The following is a 17,244-nucleotide window of genomic DNA, read 5'->3' on the forward strand; positions in this document are numbered from 1 at the left end:
AGCAATTAATTTACATAGTGCCAGTATTTTTAAACAAAAAGTTGCACGTTTTCTATTCAAACGTTGATTTTAAATAACTTTTTAATGGCTCAACGCGCTGTGTTGAGTTAAAGCGTGCTCTGCAGGGTTGCGTAAATAGTTATAGAGCATGGCTAAAAATAGTAAACATGCGAACCCTGTCGCTAAGTAAAAGCCATAGCGGATATGCCCGAAGTAATCACTGATCATGCCCATTAAAAGGGGGCTGCGGCGGCTGATAGGGCGGTAAAGAATAAAATAACGCCAGCCACAGCTCCATGCTGCTGCACTGCAAAACATGAAATTCCCTTAGAGTTTAAAGTAGGGTAGATCATTGACATAAACAGGCCTGATAGTGGTAATAAAAACACAGCCCACTCAACGCCGCCTAAAATTAGCCCTATGTAACACAGTGCTATCCCTAAGCTTAAGTACAGCATTACTGCTTGCCAGCTAAAATGATTTAATAACCACACTGCCATAAAGCGCCCTGCGGCACGCAAAATAAAGAACAATGTAAGTGCATAGGTCGCTAACAATTGCCATGGACCCTGATAGTCACCTAAAAGTGTCGGCATCCAAACGTAAATCGCCACCTCGGTTGCAACATAAAGTGCAATCGCTAGCGAAAATCCTAGCGCGTATGGGTTTTTCATCATTTCCATGGTTGTGGCAAGTGAGGCTGGCTTTGCATGCTTGTCTTGCTTTTTAGGTTTAGGGTAGTCAGCTCGCCAAGCGGTAATCGTGAGTATTAAGCACATTATACCCGCGATAAGGTATAGGTAGGTCCAACTGACTTTCTGGGTGATTAAAAAGCTAACTAACGCAGGGCCGACAATGGCGCCAACACCAAAGAAACCTTCGACTAAATTCATTGTTTTGGTGTGTTCTAAATTATTTTTAGAAATATCACCTAATAAAGCCAGTGCACCTGTTTTAAATAAGCCTATAGCAAGGCCAATACAGCTTAACAACAGGACAAACACCATGAAACTACTGCTCACTGCAAATAAAAAGCAGCTAATTGTAAACAAACCCAGTCCTAGCATAATTGTTTGTTTACGGCCTAAACTGTCGGCAAGAAAACCTAAAAACAGTCCGCTAAACGCAATTAAAGCCATCGGTGCATAATGAAAAGCACTGGCTTGCGTCATACTGAGATCAAACTCTTTAATAAGCTCTGGAATGATCATACCGACGGCATCTGATGTCATAGCAAACATAAAAAACATCATATATGTCAGCCATCTAATCGTTTGCAAAGGATCGTGTGTTCTATTCATGGTTGTATCCTCACATGAAGGCTTGCGCCTTTACTATGTATCTTAGTGTATAAAAGTTATAAAAACTGCTTGAATAATTTGCTGTCGTGGTTAAAGATATAACTTAATCGATTAAGTTTCAACTTGGTATTAACAATTATGATCAACAATAAAGTGCAATTAATCACCTACGCAGACCGGATTACTGGTCAAGGTATTGATGAATTAAGTAATTTATTAAATGGCCCACTTAAAGATGTGTTTGCAGGTGTACACTTATTGCCATTTTATAACCCGATTGACGGCAGTGATGCTGGTTTTGATCCCATTGATCATAGTGAAGTGGATTCACGCCTTGGCAGTTGGCAAGACATTCAAGCATTAGGTGCAAATTATGACTTAATGGCTGACCTAATCGTCAATCATGTGTCTGCTCAGTCATATCAATTTAAAGATGTATTAGCGAAAGGCAAAGAGTCTGAATTTTGGGATTTGTTCTTAACCAAAGACGATGTTTTCCCAAATGGAATGTCTGAAACAGAACAAAAAGCCATTTATCGTCCACGCCCTGGTAGCTGTTTCACACCTATTAAGTGTGGTGACGGTAATACGTATGACTTTTGGACCACGTTTACCGATAACCAAATTGATATAAATGTTAAGTCATTAGCAGGTATTGAATACTTAAATAATGTATTAACTAAGTTTTCAGAAAACAACGTCAATATCATTCGTTTAGACGCTGCAGGCTATGCAATTAAACAAGCTGGCACAAACTGCTTTATGCTCGATGAAACGTTTGCTTATTTAGACAAGTTGTCTGCTCAGGCAAATGATTTAGGCATGGAAACCATTGCTGAAATCCACAGCCATTATCAAACACAGGTTGAAGTCGCTAAACGTGTCAATATGGTATATGACTTTGCTCTTCCTCCTTTGATTTTACATAGTTTATTCAGTAACAACGCTAATGCACTCGTAGACTGGTTGGCTATTTCACCGCGTAATTGTTTAACCGTGCTTGATACACATGACGGTATTGGCATTATTGATGCGGGTCCAATGGGTGAAAAGCCAGGGCTATTAGATGCTGAACAAATTGATAATCTTGTTGAAACGATACATGAAAAAAGCAAGGGTCAAAGTCGCTTAGCAACCGGTGCGGCTGCAAGTAATGTTGACTTGTATCAAGTGAATTGTACTTATTACAACGCACTTGGCGCAGACGATTTTGATTATTTACTCGCACGTGCCATACAGTTTTTTGCGCCGGGTATTCCACAGGTTTACTATGGCGGATTATTTGCGTGTGAAAATGACATGGATTTATTGGCTAACACCAATGTAGGCCGTGATATTAATCGCCCATATCTGAGCGCGGCTGATATTGATAAAGCACTCGCTAAACCGGTTGTTAACGGACTGATCAAACTGATTAAGCTGCGTAACGAACATCCTGCATTTAATGGTGAGTTTAATGTTAAAGGCGAAGGCACTAGTTGCTGTTTAAACTGGCATAAAGATGATAGTTCAATTGAACTTAAAGTGAATTTTGCCAGCCGAGAAGTCCTCATTATTGATCAGCATGATAATGAGCAAGTTTTAATTTCTCTGGCTGACTTTATCGCTTAACCGCTTTGGCCTATTTGCAGCTGGTAGTCAATCTGCGCTACTTGCTGTTCTTTTGATAAAAATAAGGTCGCTGCTAAGCGGCCTTTTTCTTCGCTATTTTGATGTATTGTTGTAAGTTTTGGCACAAATCGCTGGCCTTCATCAATACCATCAAACCCGACAATTCTGACATCGTTTGGAATAGAAAGTCCCATTTTGATAGCCTCACGCATGGCTGCTAAAGCAATTAAATCACTCATGCATAATAAGACATTAGGTCGGGGAGTGCTGCTTAATGCCTCTTTAGCTGCAATACTGGCGAAGCGTTCACTGCTTTCAGGAATATTCCACGTTCTATCATCGCTAAGTGTGACGCCCGCTTCGTTAATCGCTTGGTGATAACCCCGCAAACGTTGGTGCGCGATAGATTGCCCTGCTTCAAACTCATGATGTTCATATACTCGGCACAACACATTATCATTAAGGAGTCTGAGCCCTAAAATTGCCACCCGATCATCACTATTTTCGAGGGCATGCATGGCAATATCAAAACTTGCTTGTTGATTATTCACATTGACCGACGCTTCACGGCCAATGTCAAAGTCTACAGTAACGACATGTTTTGGTACTTTTTTTAACTGTTCGACTAGCTGTTTATTTCGGGGTCTACCATAACAAATAAAGCCGTCAACAAAGTCAACGACGCTGTTAAGGTTGTCGCTGTTGCCAGAAAATAGCAGCAAGTTAATGCCATTTTTCTCGAGTACCGATGACACACCGCGCATAAAACTACTCGCCACTGGATCTGACACCATATACTCAACGCTATCAGGTAGCACTAAGGCAACAATATTAAAGGTGCCACGGCGCAATGATTGCGCGGCTTTATTTGGCCCGAAATACCCGAGTTTTTTACACGCAGCTAAGATTTCTTCTCGGCGTGCTTTCGACAGTTGATCTGGACGATTAAACGCATTTGATACGGTGGCATTTGAAACCCCTAATTCATTGGCAATACTTTTTAAGGTCCAGCTTTTAGGTTTTGACATGGTGGCAACTTAATCGATTTACTTATCAGTAAATTACCATAGAAAGACCCGAAAAAAAGTGTTTTTAACGATAAAAATAAGCGTAACATACAGATTAACTGACTTTTTGTTTACGAAGGTGATGAGGTTTGATTTCAAAATTACCAAAATGGGTAGAAGTTGGCGCATTGATCCTTGCGTTAGTCGCGGGGTTTGTCAATGCGATTGGGTTGCTTAGTTTTGAACATCAGGCAGTCTCGCATTTATCGGGTACGGCCACCTTACTTGGTGTAGGTATGATTAAGGGCAGTGTATTGGGTCTTGTACATGTGCTCGGCGTGCTTGTGTCTTTTTTAGTCGGATCATGCATTGCTGGTTTTTTACTGAACAGCTCGGCATTAAAGTTAGGGCGTCATTACGACACCGCGCTATTTATTGAAGCTTTTTTATTATTGGGAGTGTTATGGTTGTTGTCAGAGGGATCTGGCTATGGGCACTTTTTGGCTTCGGCGGCGTGTGGTTTGCAAAACGCACTAGCGACCACTTACAGTGGGGCTATTGTTCGTACGACCCATGTTACGGGAATTTTTACTGATTTAGGTATTATGTTTGGGCGCTTTTTTCGGGGGGAGCCGTTAGATAAACGAAAAGCCAAACTGTTTTTGCTGATCATCGCAGGTTTTATCATCGGCGGCTGTTTAGGGGCCTGGTTTTTTATCCAGTTTGCCTTTTTAGCTTTGCTGGTGCCGAGTACGATTTGTATTTTGTTGGCAGTGACTTACCGAGTATATTCGCACCGTATTACAGAGTAACTTAATGGCTGGCAATGCTTTTAGGTGTTGCCCCAAAGGTTTGTTTAAACAGCCTGCTAAAGTGACTAAGGTTATTAAAACCAAGTTGATAACACACACTACTAATAGACTCACCTTTTTCTATGCGTTTATAAGCCTTTTGTAATCGCAGCTGCTGTTGCCAAAGTGCGGGAGTAGAGCCAAAGGCTAGCTTAAATTGTTGATAAAATTTACTGCGACTCATACAGGCAATTTTACACAGTACATCAATGTCGATAGTGTGCGCTAAATGTTGCTCAATATACTGGATAACATGGCTCAGTGGTGTTGCAAGCTTGCCCTGTTTGCAACTCGCAATCATTAAATCACGGCTTTGTTGTTGTAATAGTCGAGTGATAAGTTCATTCAGTGAAAGATCGATTAAGTAGTCTCTGTGCTGCTCATTTTCACTAAATAAATTGATCATGCGTTCGAGTAGTTGTTGGGTTTGAATATTGTGCTCTGCATGGACTAACTTAGGTTCATAATGAAAAAAATCATCATGGCTAATTTGTTGCTCAACATTCAATGCATCAACCACTTGGCTAATTTTGTCGGTACTAATTTCAATAGCTAAACAGGTCGTAGGCTGATTGAGAGATGCGTTTGGAAAATCAATTAATACCCCTTGCTTTGGCGCAAGTACAAACGACTGGTGTGGTAAAAACTCTTTGTGGTAGTCACTGTCGGCAACATGCATAATTTTTTTACCGCTGATCATGCCGCAAAATAATAGTTCGCTGGAATGCAGCGCGACTTTTTGTGCATCAAGGTAGGTGTCGTAAATGCTTAATTCGGCATGCTCACCGGCAAAACTTACCTTATTTTCAATTAGCACATCAATACGTTGGCGTTTTTTATCTAAGCGACTGTTGATTAGTGATGTGTTCATTGTTACCTCGTGTTTTCCCTTAAATTTGGACAAATAGTCAAAAAATCTGGACTGGGAATCAAATGTGTTTTGTTGAACTAGGCTAACTTCACTAGTTAGCGGTTAAATAAACAATAACCTACCGCCTAAATAAAATACAACAATTTGAAGAGAGAACACATTATGATCTATGCAAATCCAGGCAGTGAAGGTGCCAAAGTTAGTTTTAAAGCGCAATATGAGAACTATATTGGAGGCCAGTGGGTCGCCCCCGTTAACGGTGAATACTTTGACAATATTAGCCCAGTAAACGGAAAGGTATTTTGTAAAGTACCTCGTTCAAGTAAAGAAGACATAGAACTTGCACTTGATAAAGCCCACGACGCAAAAGCAGCATGGGGCACAACATCGGTGACAGAGCGTAGTAATATTTTGTTAAAAATTGCGGACCGTATTGAGCAAAACCTCGAAATGCTCGCAGTGGCTGAAACGTGGGATAATGGTAAAGCTATTCGCGAAACCCTTGCTGCAGATGTTCCACTAGCGGCGGATCACTTTCGCTATTTTGCGGGGTGTGTGCGTGCTCAAGAAGGATCAATTGGTGAAATTGATGAAACCACAGTAGCGTATCATTTTCATGAGCCTTTAGGGGTTGTCGGGCAGATTATTCCATGGAACTTTCCACTATTAATGGCTGCGTGGAAACTCGCTCCAGCACTTGCGGCGGGCAACTGTGTTATTTTAAAACCTGCCGAGCAAACACCCGCATCAATCCTTGTTTTGCTCGAAGTGATTGGTGACTTATTACCAGCAGGTGTATTAAATGTTGTGAATGGCTATGGTAAAGAAGCGGGTGAAGCGCTGGCAACCAGCACACGCATTGCAAAAATTGCTTTTACTGGATCAACGCCTGTTGGTTCACATATTTTAAAATGCGCCGCCGAGAACATTATCCCTTCGACTGTAGAGCTCGGTGGTAAATCGCCCAACATTTTCTTTAATGATGTGATGGAAAAAGATGATGCATTTTTAAGTAAAGCCATTGAAGGGGCTGTACTTGCTTACTTTAACCAAGGTGAGGTGTGTACATGCCCATCACGTTTGTTTATCCAAGAAGATATTTACGAGCAATTTATTGAACGTGTACTGGCGCGCACATTACAAATTAAACGGGGTAACCCGCTTGATACCGAGACCATGGTAGGGGCGCAAGCATCACAAGCGCAGTTTGATAAAATTTTAAGCTATATTGAAATTGGTAAAAAGGAAGGCGCCGAAGTACTTACCGGTGGTGAAGTAGAGCAGTTATCAGACGAGCTTAACGGGGGCTATTATATTCAGCCAACGCTATTAAAAGGCACCAATGATATGCGCGTATTCCAAGAGGAGATTTTTGGACCGGTGATTTCTATGTCTACTTTTAAAGATGAAGATGAAGCATTAGCGCTGGCCAATAGTTCTGAATTTGGTTTAGGAGCTGGTGTTTGGAGCCGAAATATGAACCGGGCTTATCATTTTGGCCGCAAGATTGAAGCTGGCCGTGTTTGGACAAATTGTTATCACATGTACCCGGCACATGCGGCATTTGGTGGGTATAAAAAGTCAGGGATTGGTCGCGAAACACATAAGTTAGCGCTTGACCACTACCAACAAACTAAAAATCTATTAGTAAGTTACAGTGAAAATCCACTGGGCTTCTTTTAAAAGCAATTTCTTATTGTTGTCGAAACTACCCAAACGCCACTTTTAGTTAGTGGCGTTTTTTTATCTATTTGTAATGCGCTTTTTCTGCTATTAATCAATTATTAATAGCAGGGAGTAAGTTAATAATGATAAGAAATACGACAATAGATGATAGCGAAGCGATTGCTGAAATTTATAATTTTTATGTTCTTAATAGCACCGTGACCTTTGAAGTTGAGCCGGTTACTGGGGTCGAAATTGCAAAACGTATACAGGCCAGTCTTGATTCTCATTTACCATGGTTGGTTGCTGAGGTTAACGGCAAGATCATTGGCTATTGTTATGCAACACCGTGGAAAGCGCGTAAAGCATATCAACACTCCGTTGAAGTCTCGATTTATTTAGATGCGCAGTGTCAGGCACAGGGAGTGGGTACACAACTTTACACTGCACTTTTCACACATTTAAAGACGCGTAATCTGCATGCTGTTATGGCAGGTATTGCACTACCTAATGCTGCCAGTATTGCATTACACGAAAAGTTTAGTATGAAAAAGGTTGCACATTTTCAACAAGTTGGAAAAAAATTTGATGATTGGATTGATGTTGCATATTGGCAGGTTATTTTAGCTGACATAAAAAAGCCCAGCGAACACACAAGCTAGGCTTTCGACAACAATACGGCTGAGTGACCACGTGTGCAGTCACTCACAATAAAAAAGCTTAGAGAACACACAAGCTAAGCTTTCGACAACAATATGGTTGAGTGACCACGTGTGCAGTCACTCACAATAAAAAAGCTTAGAGAACACACAAGCTAAGCTTTCGACAACAATATGGTTGAGTGACCACGTGTGCAGTCACTCACAATAAAAAAGCTTAGAGAACACACAAGCTAAGCTTTCGACAACAATATGGTTGAGTGACCACGTGTGCAGTCACCCGGAATAAAAAAGCTTAGAGAACACACAAGCTAAGCTTTCGACAACAATATGGTTGAGTGACCACGTGTGCAGTCACCCGGAATAAAAAAGCTTAGAGAACACACAAGCTAAGCTTTCGACAACAATATGGTTGAGTCACCGCGTATGCACTGACTCGGTATAAAAAAGCTTAGAGAACACACAAGCTAAGCTTTTGACAACAATATGGTTGAGTCACCGCGTATGCACTGACTCGGTATAAAAAAGCCCAGAGAACACACAAACTAGGCTTTTGTGACAACAATTCGGTTAAAGAGCTAAGTTTTGCTTAGCGCGGTTTAGGTTGTGATTAACTAAATCATTACCTGAGATTTTCACCGCTTCATAAAAATCTGCTAGAGCAGCCGTGTCGTTTTTCGACATAATGCGCGCAATACCACGGTTACTTAAAGCGAATGATGTAAGTTCACGGCGCTTATAGCCGCGTACTTCGCTTTTGTTAAGAAGCTCAATTGCTTCTGTGCAAAGTGATTCTGCGTGACTGAAGTTCTTTGACTTCACGCTTGCTGCACAACGATTAAATGCAAGTTCATATTGACGATTTAAGTCAGTTGATTGTGTTGTGTTTGCTAACACAGCATCATACTGGCCTTGCATAATGGCTTGCGATGAATCTGAGTCATTGATAACCATTAATTTATAGTCACTCTGATCAGCGATTGCGAAAGCTGAACAAGTAAGTAATGAGCTAAGGGCAAGTCGTTTTAAAAGTGGTTTAAACATGGTTAGTTTCCTCGTTAATCGCAGCATCGTTTGCTGATGAGTTAACTTTAGAGTAATCCATCTAAACCGACAAACGATTAAAATAAACCTGATAGATGAATTTTTTTAACTCATAGCCTGTTTGTGTAAAAGGGCGAGCGACTTGAGTGTGTTTGATTTAAAGGTGAAATAAATATCGCTTGCAATTTCATATTTTAAATATACGATCCGTATATGTTTCATATATTGGTGATGTGATGGGTATTGTTAAAATTAGTGATGAACTGCATGAAGAAATCCGTAAAGCAAGCACGGCGATGGTGCGTTCAATAAACTCGCAATCAGAGTACTGGATTAAAATAGGTATGTTAGCCGAGCTCAATCCAACCATGACCTACAGTGACATTATTAAAGAACAGTTACAGCTAGCGGATGTTGCCGTTAAGGAAGGAATCGATGAAAAAAGTGGTAATTAAAACACAGGACGAGCTGGCGCTCATGCGTGAATCGGGGCGCTTATTAGCCAAGGTGTTCGCGTATTTAGACCCTCATGTCAAAGCGGGGGTAACTACAATGCAAATTAATAACCTTGTTGAGCGCTATATTGTTGATGAATTGCAGGCAAGGCCGTCGAGCAAAGGCCAGTACGATTATCCTTATGTGCTAAATGCCTCTGTTAACGAGGTGGTATGTCATGGTTTTCCAAATGAAAAGTGCGTTTTAAAAGAGGGAGATATCGTCAATATAGATATCACACTTGAAAAAAATGGCTTTTTGGCAGACTCCAGTAAAATGTACATGATTGGGACGGTTTCACCGCTGGCAACGCGTCTGGTTAATAAAACTCAAGAGGCGCTGTGGCATGCAATCAACATGGTAAAACCAGGTGTGCGGCTTGGTGATATTGGTAACGCCATTGCAAATTTTGCTCACCAACAAGGCTATAGCGTGGTGAAAGAATACTGTGGACATGGCATAGGGCAAGAAATGCATGAAGGACCCGATGTGCTCCACTATGGTAAAAAAAATACCGGATTAGTGCTTAAAGAAGGTATGACATTCACCATCGAACCTATGATAAATCAGGGAACGGCTAAAATAAAAACCAAACCCGATGGGTGGACGGTTGTTACTCGCGATAAAAAACTTTCTGCACAGTGGGAGCATACTTTGGCGGTGACATCTGCTGGTGTGGAGGTGTTGACCTTACGTGAAGAAGAGCAACACTTTTTAAATCGCCTAAGTTAGAACGACACTTCGGGTGTTGGCTCTTCGGATAACCAATTTAAGGCAGCCGTTTTTGATTTGAATATGCTCATTGTCATTCCGGCTTTTTTATATAAGTTGCGGTACGTTTCTCGGAGCAGGTTTGCGCCTTCAAGTTCATCTGAAATCACCAACGCGGTTTTTTTTGAGGCGACACCTTTACGTTTTAGTTCTGATAAATACACCATCAGTTTTTCAAGTGCCCCCGGTGTTGCCATACATGAGTTTTCAAATTCAACCAATTCATACCAGCCTCCGTAGGTATCAATCAATTTAGTAATGTAGGCTTGTTGAATAAATGAATGCGCGTCGATAATTTCTTCGTTAAACGGTCCAGTCGCTGTTGCAAAGAGCGTGTGCTGATGTTGATAAAACTCAACTAATCCATGAGGTTTAAAGTTTTTATACGGAAAATGTTTGGTCGAGGCTGTGCTGCGCATAAATTCAATCCCTGAAACACGAATATACTGATTTATTATTAGTTTATTGATAGTAGCAGTTAATTATCCAACTTCAACCTTTGTGATTGCACAATTTTAAAACGTTAGATTTAAATATTAGGTATAACTACCATGTTGAACCCGCCTGAATATAGATAGCATTTTGTTCTGGGCCATGCGCTACATCTAAGCCAATACTGATACCATAATGCTCGTCAATTAAGTAACGAAAGCCCGCGCCTACTGTATTAACGGTGTCTGCTTTTGATAAGTCAGAAAAATTATCGGCAGCCCAACCCATACCCGTAAATGCATTTAATTTTATTTTATGAGTGACCTTATAACTGGCTTCTGCTTCAGTGACAAATACATTAAGTCCTTGGTAACGCGTAGCCGATACACCGCGCAAACTAATACTGGGTGGAATATATACGGGTAAGCGTTTTTCGCCTCGGTTATTAACCGAATCGTATTGCATACGTAATGCAAAGTTAAACTTATCGGTATAACGCCAGTAATTAAGAGCGGTTAATTTTAAACTGGTGTAATCGACTTTACTGCCAATCGCCTCATCGAAATATAAGTACTCGGCTTTATAGTTAAAGCCACGCTCAGGGTTAAGCGGGTTATCTCGGCTATCGTACTCTAATAAGGGGCCAATACCTGAAGTATTTACATCGAGTGAAAGGTGTTCTTTGATGATGCCATTCTCAAGCAAAAAATCTTCAATGGGGTTCTCTGCCAAGCTAATGTCCACCTGACGGTAAATTTGTTTGAAGCCATAAAAAAAGTTGCTGTCTTGATACCGAAGTTTTAAATTTTGAAATAGGGCAGGGCCTTCAATATTGAGAGAAAGTGGTGTAAGTAGTTTTATTTCATCAAAGGTGTAAAAGTCGAGGTTTATACTCGCCCAACCAATAATACCTTGGTAGCGAATACGGTCTTCATCCCAAAAGGTAATATGCCCAACAGCGGCTCCTTTGGTGCCATTTTTTGTGCCCATAAGACCCACTAAGCTGATGCTTTGTGGCAAGGTCGACCCTTCTTTTTTCTGCTTTTTTTTCTTCTTTTCGTTATCGTGAAAAAATAGCCCAACGACACCTAATCCAGGCCCGACGGCAGGCTCTGTAATAAAAGTTGGAATAGGTAAAAAAGAAATCGGTTCATCCACTTTTTGTTGCTGATTACTTAATTGCGTTTCTGCTGGCTTTATCGCGTAGTCATCATAGCTGGAAGCAACACTATGGGTACTCACGAACCATGCAGCCGCTAAATTTATTAGTACAACGTTTCTCACTTCTTTTTTACCTCAGTTTTGTGTTTTGCTTCCTTGGCGTTCGGTTATCAATGTTTTTATAGCTGGTAGTTAAACTCCAAGCGATGGTCACCGTCCATGAAATCGACATTTTCATTCCAGTTTGCAAAATACCGCAGATTCATGCGTGGATTAATTTGGTAACTTGCAGCAAATTCGTGGGTTAGGATATGACTTTGATCAAGGCCATAATAATGGTCTTTGTAGGTATCACTTCCTCCAATGGTTGTTAACCAGAAGGGGTTGTAGTTCAGCCAGATTTTGTCGGAGATAGTAACTTTCGCGTACATACCTATTAACCCATACGCTCCCATAATTGAGTAGCCACTGTCTCGAGAACCATCGTCCTCACGTGCATTTTCACCCAACGACGCACCAACCCCAGCTAATGGATAAAACGAGAAACGTCCCATAGGTTTGAGTGCCTTAATATAGCTGTAAGATACATCCATACTTTCGTCGGCAACCAAATTCGCATTCAGATTATAGGTTGCGTCTATTTGAGTGGCACTCATGGTGGTTAAATCAACAGCAAAATTACGGAAACGAAATGAATCGATTGAGTCTGTGGTTTTGCTATCACTGTCCCAACCTAATGTATCTCCGTAGATCCCTTTTACTTCAATGACATTCATTCCCGCGGTAGTTGCAATACCGGTGTCGTATGCTTGACCAATTTTAAGGTTAAGGCCTTTATTGGTAGCACCTATACCCACCTGTGTATATACAGCGAGTGGATCCGACATATCCTGTACTGCTTTTTCTTCAGCAGCAACCACGCTAAGTGGCACACTCAATGAGCATAAAAGAACAGAAAAGTACTGTGAGTTCATGTGTTGTCCTTACACAAAATAGAGATAAAAAATAGGTAGTTTAAGTACTTATAGTCTATTTGCTCGATGAGTTCAATAATCGAGCTGATAAAGTTAGTCGGTTACAAGCGAAGCATGGACTAGATCAATTTAGGGCAATTTATTCATGTAAAGAGTGTAAAAAAACCAGTAAAAAATCCCCTCACCACACTGCCTACACCAGAGCCTTAAGTGCACGTTTAGCCGTTTATAAATTTACAAATAAGGGCTGCTAGCAGCGATATCCACTGTGCTGTCTCCTTCATTTCATACTTGATTGCTTATTTGGTTGCTGAATAGGCATTTCTAAATATTTAAAAGTTAATAAAATCAACTTATTAATAAGGGCTGTGTGGGTAAAAGAAAAGTTGATTTAAATCGTGTTTGCCTAATTTAGAAACTAGAAATGGTGGCTTTTTCATCTATACTGATTGTTGATTCATCATGAGACTATGATGTTATTAACAATGAAAAAGGATGGTTTATGAAAAAACTACTCGCGGCGGCTATTTGCAGCTTGGTGTCCACCGTAAGCCTTGCTGCAGATAAACCAAACGTGTTGGCCATTATGGTTGATGACGTTGCCCCAATTTCACTTAGTGCATATTCGCATGGTATGACTTACCCGACCCCAAACATCGACCGAATTGCTAATGAGGGTGCGCTTTTCACAGATCATTATGCGCAACCCAGTTGTACAGCAGGGCGAGCGGCATTTTTAATGGGTCAGTTACCAATTCGTACAGGTTTAACAACGGTAGGCCAGCCCGGTAACCCGTTAGGAATTAAAGAAGCCGATCCTACATTGGCTGAATTCTTAAAAGACCGTGGTTACATGACTGCTCAGTATGGTAAAAATCATTTAGGCGATTTGGATGAACACTTACCAACTAAGCATGGCTTTGATGAGTTTTACGGTAACTTGTATCATTTAAATGTTTCTGAAGAGCCAGAACAAGCTGATTACCCTAAAGATCCGAAGTTTATAAAACAGTTTGGGCCACGAGGGGTTATTGAGTCATATGCTAATGGTAAAATTACGGATACAGGACCACTGACGCGTAAACGAATGGAAACGTTTGATGAAGAAGTGTTAGAGCGTTCGCTCAATTTTATGGAACGCGCTGTTAAAGCTAAAAAACCATTCTTTATTTGGCATGCCACTAGCCGTATGCATGTTTATACGCACTTAAAACCAGAAAGCCGTCATTTAGCAACCGATATTAGCTCGGAAGAAGATATTTTTGGTAGTGGTTTAATGGAGCATGATGGGCATGTTGGCAAACTGCTGGACAAACTGGATGAGCTAAAAATTGCAGATAACACCATTGTTATTTACACCAGTGACAATGGTCCAGAGCAATCAAGCTGGCCTGATGCAGGCACTACCTCGTTCCGTGGTGAAAAAATGACAACCTGGGAAGGGGGTGTTCGCGTCCCATTTTTGGTTCGTTGGCCTAACAAAATTCCGAAAGGCTTAAAGCTCAACGGTATTTCATCACATGAAGATGTTTTTCCGACTATTGCCGCTGCGCTCGGTGAGAAGAACTTACGTGAGAAACTGAAAAAATCAGATAAAGTTTATATCGATGGTGAAAATAACCTTGATTACTGGACTGGTAAGGCTGATAAATCTGCGCGTAACTTTTTCTTTTATTACTATGAGTCGCAGTTAACTGCTGTTCGTTTTGGCCCTTGGAAAATGCACTTTGCAACGAAGCCAACCGGGATTTACTACGATGATATGATCACTCACAGTATGCCCAAACTATTTAACTTACGTAAAGACCCTTTAGAGCATTACGACGGGGTAACGGGTTTTCACCAAATCATGCGTAAGAGTTGGTTATTGCAACCTATTATTGCCAAGTTAAATGAGCATGTAAAAACGTTTGTTGAGTTCCCGCCTCGCCAAGAAGCAGCCTCACTGAATGTAAACGAAGCAATAGAAAAAGCGAAGTCATTAAATTATGGCCACTAAAGCCAAACAGAGTCTGTAATAAATAGGGCCTTTTTAGGCCCTTTTTATGGCGTGTTTATTTACCAATACTGTTCATCATTTCTAGTTGTTGAATAAACTGTTGAACTTGCTGATTGCCCGGTACAAGGCGCGCTAAGTTTCGTGCATAGAAGAGTGCTTGAGCGTAGTTTTCTTCACCAGCATACCACTGGGCTAAACTGTAACTGATGTCTGGGTTATTTGGTGCGAGTGTGAATGCATGTTCAAGGGCTGAAATGGCATGTGGCATGTCACCCAAGTCTTGCAACAACAACGCATAAGTAAAAGAGTAATTGGCATTGTTTTTTGCAAAATTAGCGGCATTTTTTAAGTGACCTAACGCAGCCTCTTTTTGCTTGGTGCGAATTAAGCTCATTGCCAATGCATAATGCAAATCGGCACTTTCATTATTTACAGCTAAGCCTTGTTTCAAGGTTTTCTGGGCGGCCTCCTCATCTCCTTGATTCCGATATAAGTCGGCTAAGTTAACATAGGCAGGTGCAAAAATTGGCTCAATGCTGATTGCTTGCAGATAATGTGCTTTGGCTTCCTCTGGTTTTTGTAGAGTAAGGGCGAGATTACCTAAGTTGGTATGTGCGTACCCGCGCTCAGCTTGATACAGCTGGGTTTGTTTATATTCATTAAGGGCTTTATTCAGGCGCTCAGAGTCTGGTTCATTCAATCCACTTGGAAAAGCCTCCATTAGCATAGGCGCTAAGGCGCGGGCTGCTTCTGCTCTTATGGGAAGGTGTGTGTCATCAAGCAGTGGATTGAGCATTCGCCAGCGTTGGTTGATGTCAAAAGGCATTGCCGCTTCTATTGCTGCTTGGCGTTTCAGCGGCTCAGGATCTTTTACTGATCGCGCAATCGCAACTACGGCATTGTTATCGGGGCTGCTTGCTAAACGGCTCAGTGCCGATGCGCGAATAATGTCAGGAAATGATTTGTCTTGCACAATTTTTGTCAGCATGGCTGATGCATTGGGTAACCCATTATCAGCGACATGGAACGCCTGTGAAAAGTGCTCTTTGCCTAAATGTGCTGAATTTGGGTGCCAGTTTCGTATCTGCTTTACTGCCCACTGAGGTGTTTTATCTTCATGGCAGCTATTACAGGCATTGGGTGCATTGGTTTTAAGAGTTAGGTCTGGACGAGGTACGCGAAAACTATGATCGCGTCTGGCATCAACTTGCATGTACGTAGTAGCGGGCATATGACAATCAACACATTGGCTACCTTCACTTTCGAGTTTATGACCGTGGTGCTCGGGTGTATCGAAATCGACTTGGCTGTGACACTGTGTACAGGTTTGGTTGCCGGGTAGTTTTAGCTTTCCTGAATGCGGGTTATGGCAATTACTACAGGTTACGCCTGCATTAAACATTTTACTTTGTAAGAATGAGCCCCACACATAATTTTCATCCCACACTTGGCCATCAACATGATAGAGCTCAGGCGTAAGCAGCGATCCGCGAAAATCCTGTAAAAAGCTATGGGGATCACTTCGGTCGTTAAGTTGCGAACGACGAGCATGACACGTTGCACAGACTTGAACTTGGTCGCTTTTTACGAGAGGTTGCACGCTTTTCATGCTGCCGTCTTTTTGGGTAGTGAACAACGGCGTTTGTGTATTTATATTGTTAGCAAAGCCTTTATCTGTTCTTTTTTTATCACCATTTGCCCATTTTAAGTGTTCAGTTGTATCGCCATGGCACGCTTTACAGCTGACGTTGATAGCGCTGTAGGTTGAATTAAAGCGGTTGGTGTTAAGATCGAATTGCTTTTTAAATTCAGTTGAATGGCAATCGGCACACATGTGATTCCAGTTTTGTCCTTTTTGTGACCAGTGAAATAAATCATGTTGTTTTTGCTCAGGATGAAGCACAAACCAGCGCTGCCCGCCGTTTTCCTTACTACGAGAATCCCACGCAAACGGAAAAAGCTGAATGTGGCCTCCTCCCATATCAAACATATATTGCTGCAGTGGCTCGTAACCAAATGTATATAAAACGGGATAGTCAGTCAGTGTGCCGTTAAGATTTGGCATAGCAATAAATAGCTGTTGGTCGCGTGTATAAAAGCGTGCTTTTTGATCTTGGTATTCAAGTGTTTGATCATCAAAGTTGCCAAGCACTGTGGCCGGTGTGGCTTTTTCCATTGCATGAAAATGGTGTGATGTTTGCCAATCCTCGACCTGACTTTGATGACAATTAATACACGCAGGTTCTGCGAACACTTTCACAGCAACGAGACTGATAAAAATCCAGATTAGGCGCATCACTGAACAATTCCTTTTTATTTTTTTAGTAAACCTATTAATGAGTTATATCAGTTTGAGCTGCATAATCAAAGTACAGTATTAAATTAAAAACGCCCTGCTTTTTA

Annotated in this window: 14 protein-coding genes and 1 pseudogene; 7 read left to right on the plus strand and 8 right to left on the minus strand. The window is 41.3% G+C overall.

From position 1 onward, the window contains the following. Nucleotides 1-81 precede the first annotated feature (81 nt). Nucleotides 82-1,301 (minus strand): annotated as a pseudogene (locus H3302_RS18200) (MFS transporter). Nucleotides 1,302-1,439: 138 nt separating this feature from the next. Between H3302_RS18200 and gtfA the strand changes: the two are divergent. After that, nucleotides 1,440-2,912 carry a sucrose phosphorylase gene (gene gtfA / locus H3302_RS18205; protein WP_182396453.1) on the plus strand — a complete coding sequence of 491 codons (1,473 nt, stop codon included), beginning with the start codon at nucleotides 1,440-1,442 and terminating at the stop codon, nucleotides 2,910-2,912. On the opposite strand, the gene H3302_RS18210 is transcribed toward gtfA, so the two are convergent. Beyond that, nucleotides 2,909-3,940 (minus strand): LacI family DNA-binding transcriptional regulator, encoded by a 1,032-nt coding sequence (locus H3302_RS18210; protein ID WP_065978951.1) that lies wholly within the window; start codon nucleotides 3,938-3,940, stop codon nucleotides 2,909-2,911. The two genes, gtfA and H3302_RS18210, sit on opposite strands and share 4 nt — an antisense overlap. Nucleotides 3,941-4,068: 128 nt before the next feature. Between H3302_RS18210 and H3302_RS18215 the strand changes: the two genes are divergently transcribed. Then, complete coding sequence (locus H3302_RS18215; RefSeq protein ID WP_182396454.1) at nucleotides 4,069-4,731, plus strand: YoaK family protein; 663 nt, start codon at nucleotides 4,069-4,071, stop codon at nucleotides 4,729-4,731. A 1-nt stretch (nucleotide 4,732) separates the two neighbouring features. Here the strand turns inward: H3302_RS18215 and H3302_RS18220 are convergent, their stop codons facing one another. After that, on the minus strand, nucleotides 4,733-5,641 hold the full coding sequence (locus H3302_RS18220; protein WP_075593200.1) for an AraC family transcriptional regulator: 909 nt from the start codon (nucleotides 5,639-5,641) through the stop codon (nucleotides 4,733-4,735). 162 nt (nucleotides 5,642-5,803) lie between these two features. On the opposite strand from H3302_RS18220, the gene H3302_RS18225 reads away from it, so the two are divergent. Further along, on the plus strand, nucleotides 5,804-7,324 hold the full coding sequence (locus H3302_RS18225) for an aldehyde dehydrogenase family protein (RefSeq protein ID WP_182396455.1): 1,521 nt from the start codon (nucleotides 5,804-5,806) through the stop codon (nucleotides 7,322-7,324). A 125-nt stretch (nucleotides 7,325-7,449) separates the two neighbouring features. Continuing rightward, nucleotides 7,450-7,968: an arsinothricin resistance N-acetyltransferase ArsN1 family B gene (locus tag H3302_RS18230; RefSeq protein ID WP_182396456.1), complete on the plus strand. Its 519-nt coding sequence runs from the start codon at nucleotides 7,450-7,452 to the stop codon at nucleotides 7,966-7,968. Nucleotides 7,969-8,535: 567 nt separating this feature from the next. On the opposite strand, the gene H3302_RS18235 is transcribed toward H3302_RS18230, so the two are convergent. Continuing rightward, nucleotides 8,536-9,009 carry a hypothetical protein gene (locus tag H3302_RS18235; RefSeq protein ID WP_036972309.1) on the minus strand — a complete coding sequence of 158 codons (474 nt, stop codon included), beginning with the start codon at nucleotides 9,007-9,009 and terminating at the stop codon, nucleotides 8,536-8,538. Nucleotides 9,010-9,245: 236 nt separating this feature from the next. On the opposite strand from H3302_RS18235, the gene H3302_RS18240 reads away from it, so the two are divergent. Both H3302_RS18240 and map read left to right on the plus strand, forming a co-directional pair. Beyond that, nucleotides 9,246-9,464, plus strand: coding sequence for a ParD-like family protein (locus H3302_RS18240; RefSeq protein ID WP_036972307.1), 219 nt, complete (start codon nucleotides 9,246-9,248; stop codon nucleotides 9,462-9,464). Beyond that, the gene (map, locus tag H3302_RS18245) at nucleotides 9,445-10,236 is read left to right on the plus strand and encodes a type I methionyl aminopeptidase (RefSeq protein ID WP_182396457.1); all 792 of its coding nucleotides are present in this window, start codon (nucleotides 9,445-9,447) and stop codon (nucleotides 10,234-10,236) included. Before H3302_RS18240 ends, map begins: the two co-directional genes overlap by 20 nt. On the opposite strand, the gene H3302_RS18250 is transcribed toward map, so the two are convergent. The 3 genes from H3302_RS18250 to H3302_RS18260 all read right to left on the minus strand — a co-directional run bounded on the left by H3302_RS18250 (nucleotide 10,233) and on the right by H3302_RS18260 (nucleotide 12,842). Continuing rightward, on the minus strand, nucleotides 10,233-10,694 hold the full coding sequence (locus H3302_RS18250) for a hypothetical protein (RefSeq protein ID WP_180311699.1): 462 nt from the start codon (nucleotides 10,692-10,694) through the stop codon (nucleotides 10,233-10,235). The genes map and H3302_RS18250 overlap by 4 nt on opposite strands. Before the next feature lie 127 nt (nucleotides 10,695-10,821). Then, a complete protein-coding gene (locus tag H3302_RS18255) occupies nucleotides 10,822-11,991 on the minus strand; it encodes a BamA/TamA family outer membrane protein (RefSeq protein WP_244887007.1) in 1,170 nt (389 codons plus the stop codon). 56 nt (nucleotides 11,992-12,047) lie between these two features. Beyond that, nucleotides 12,048-12,842 carry a hypothetical protein gene (locus tag H3302_RS18260; protein WP_182396458.1) on the minus strand — a complete coding sequence of 265 codons (795 nt, stop codon included), beginning with the start codon at nucleotides 12,840-12,842 and terminating at the stop codon, nucleotides 12,048-12,050. Between the two features lie 502 nt (nucleotides 12,843-13,344). Between H3302_RS18260 and H3302_RS18265 the strand changes: the two genes are divergently transcribed. Beyond that, entirely contained in the window at nucleotides 13,345-14,841 is a 1,497-nt protein-coding gene (locus H3302_RS18265) for an arylsulfatase (protein ID WP_036972304.1), read from the plus strand. Between the two features lie 55 nt (nucleotides 14,842-14,896). Here the strand turns inward: H3302_RS18265 and H3302_RS18270 are convergent, their stop codons facing one another. After that, nucleotides 14,897-17,137 carry a tetratricopeptide repeat protein gene (locus tag H3302_RS18270; protein ID WP_065978957.1) on the minus strand — a complete coding sequence of 747 codons (2,241 nt, stop codon included), beginning with the start codon at nucleotides 17,135-17,137 and terminating at the stop codon, nucleotides 14,897-14,899. Nucleotides 17,138-17,244: the final 107 nt, after the last annotated feature.

It is taken from the genome of Pseudoalteromonas sp. MT33b (assembly GCF_014117385.1).
GTDB lineage: Bacteria > Pseudomonadota > Gammaproteobacteria > Enterobacterales > Alteromonadaceae > Pseudoalteromonas > Pseudoalteromonas lipolytica.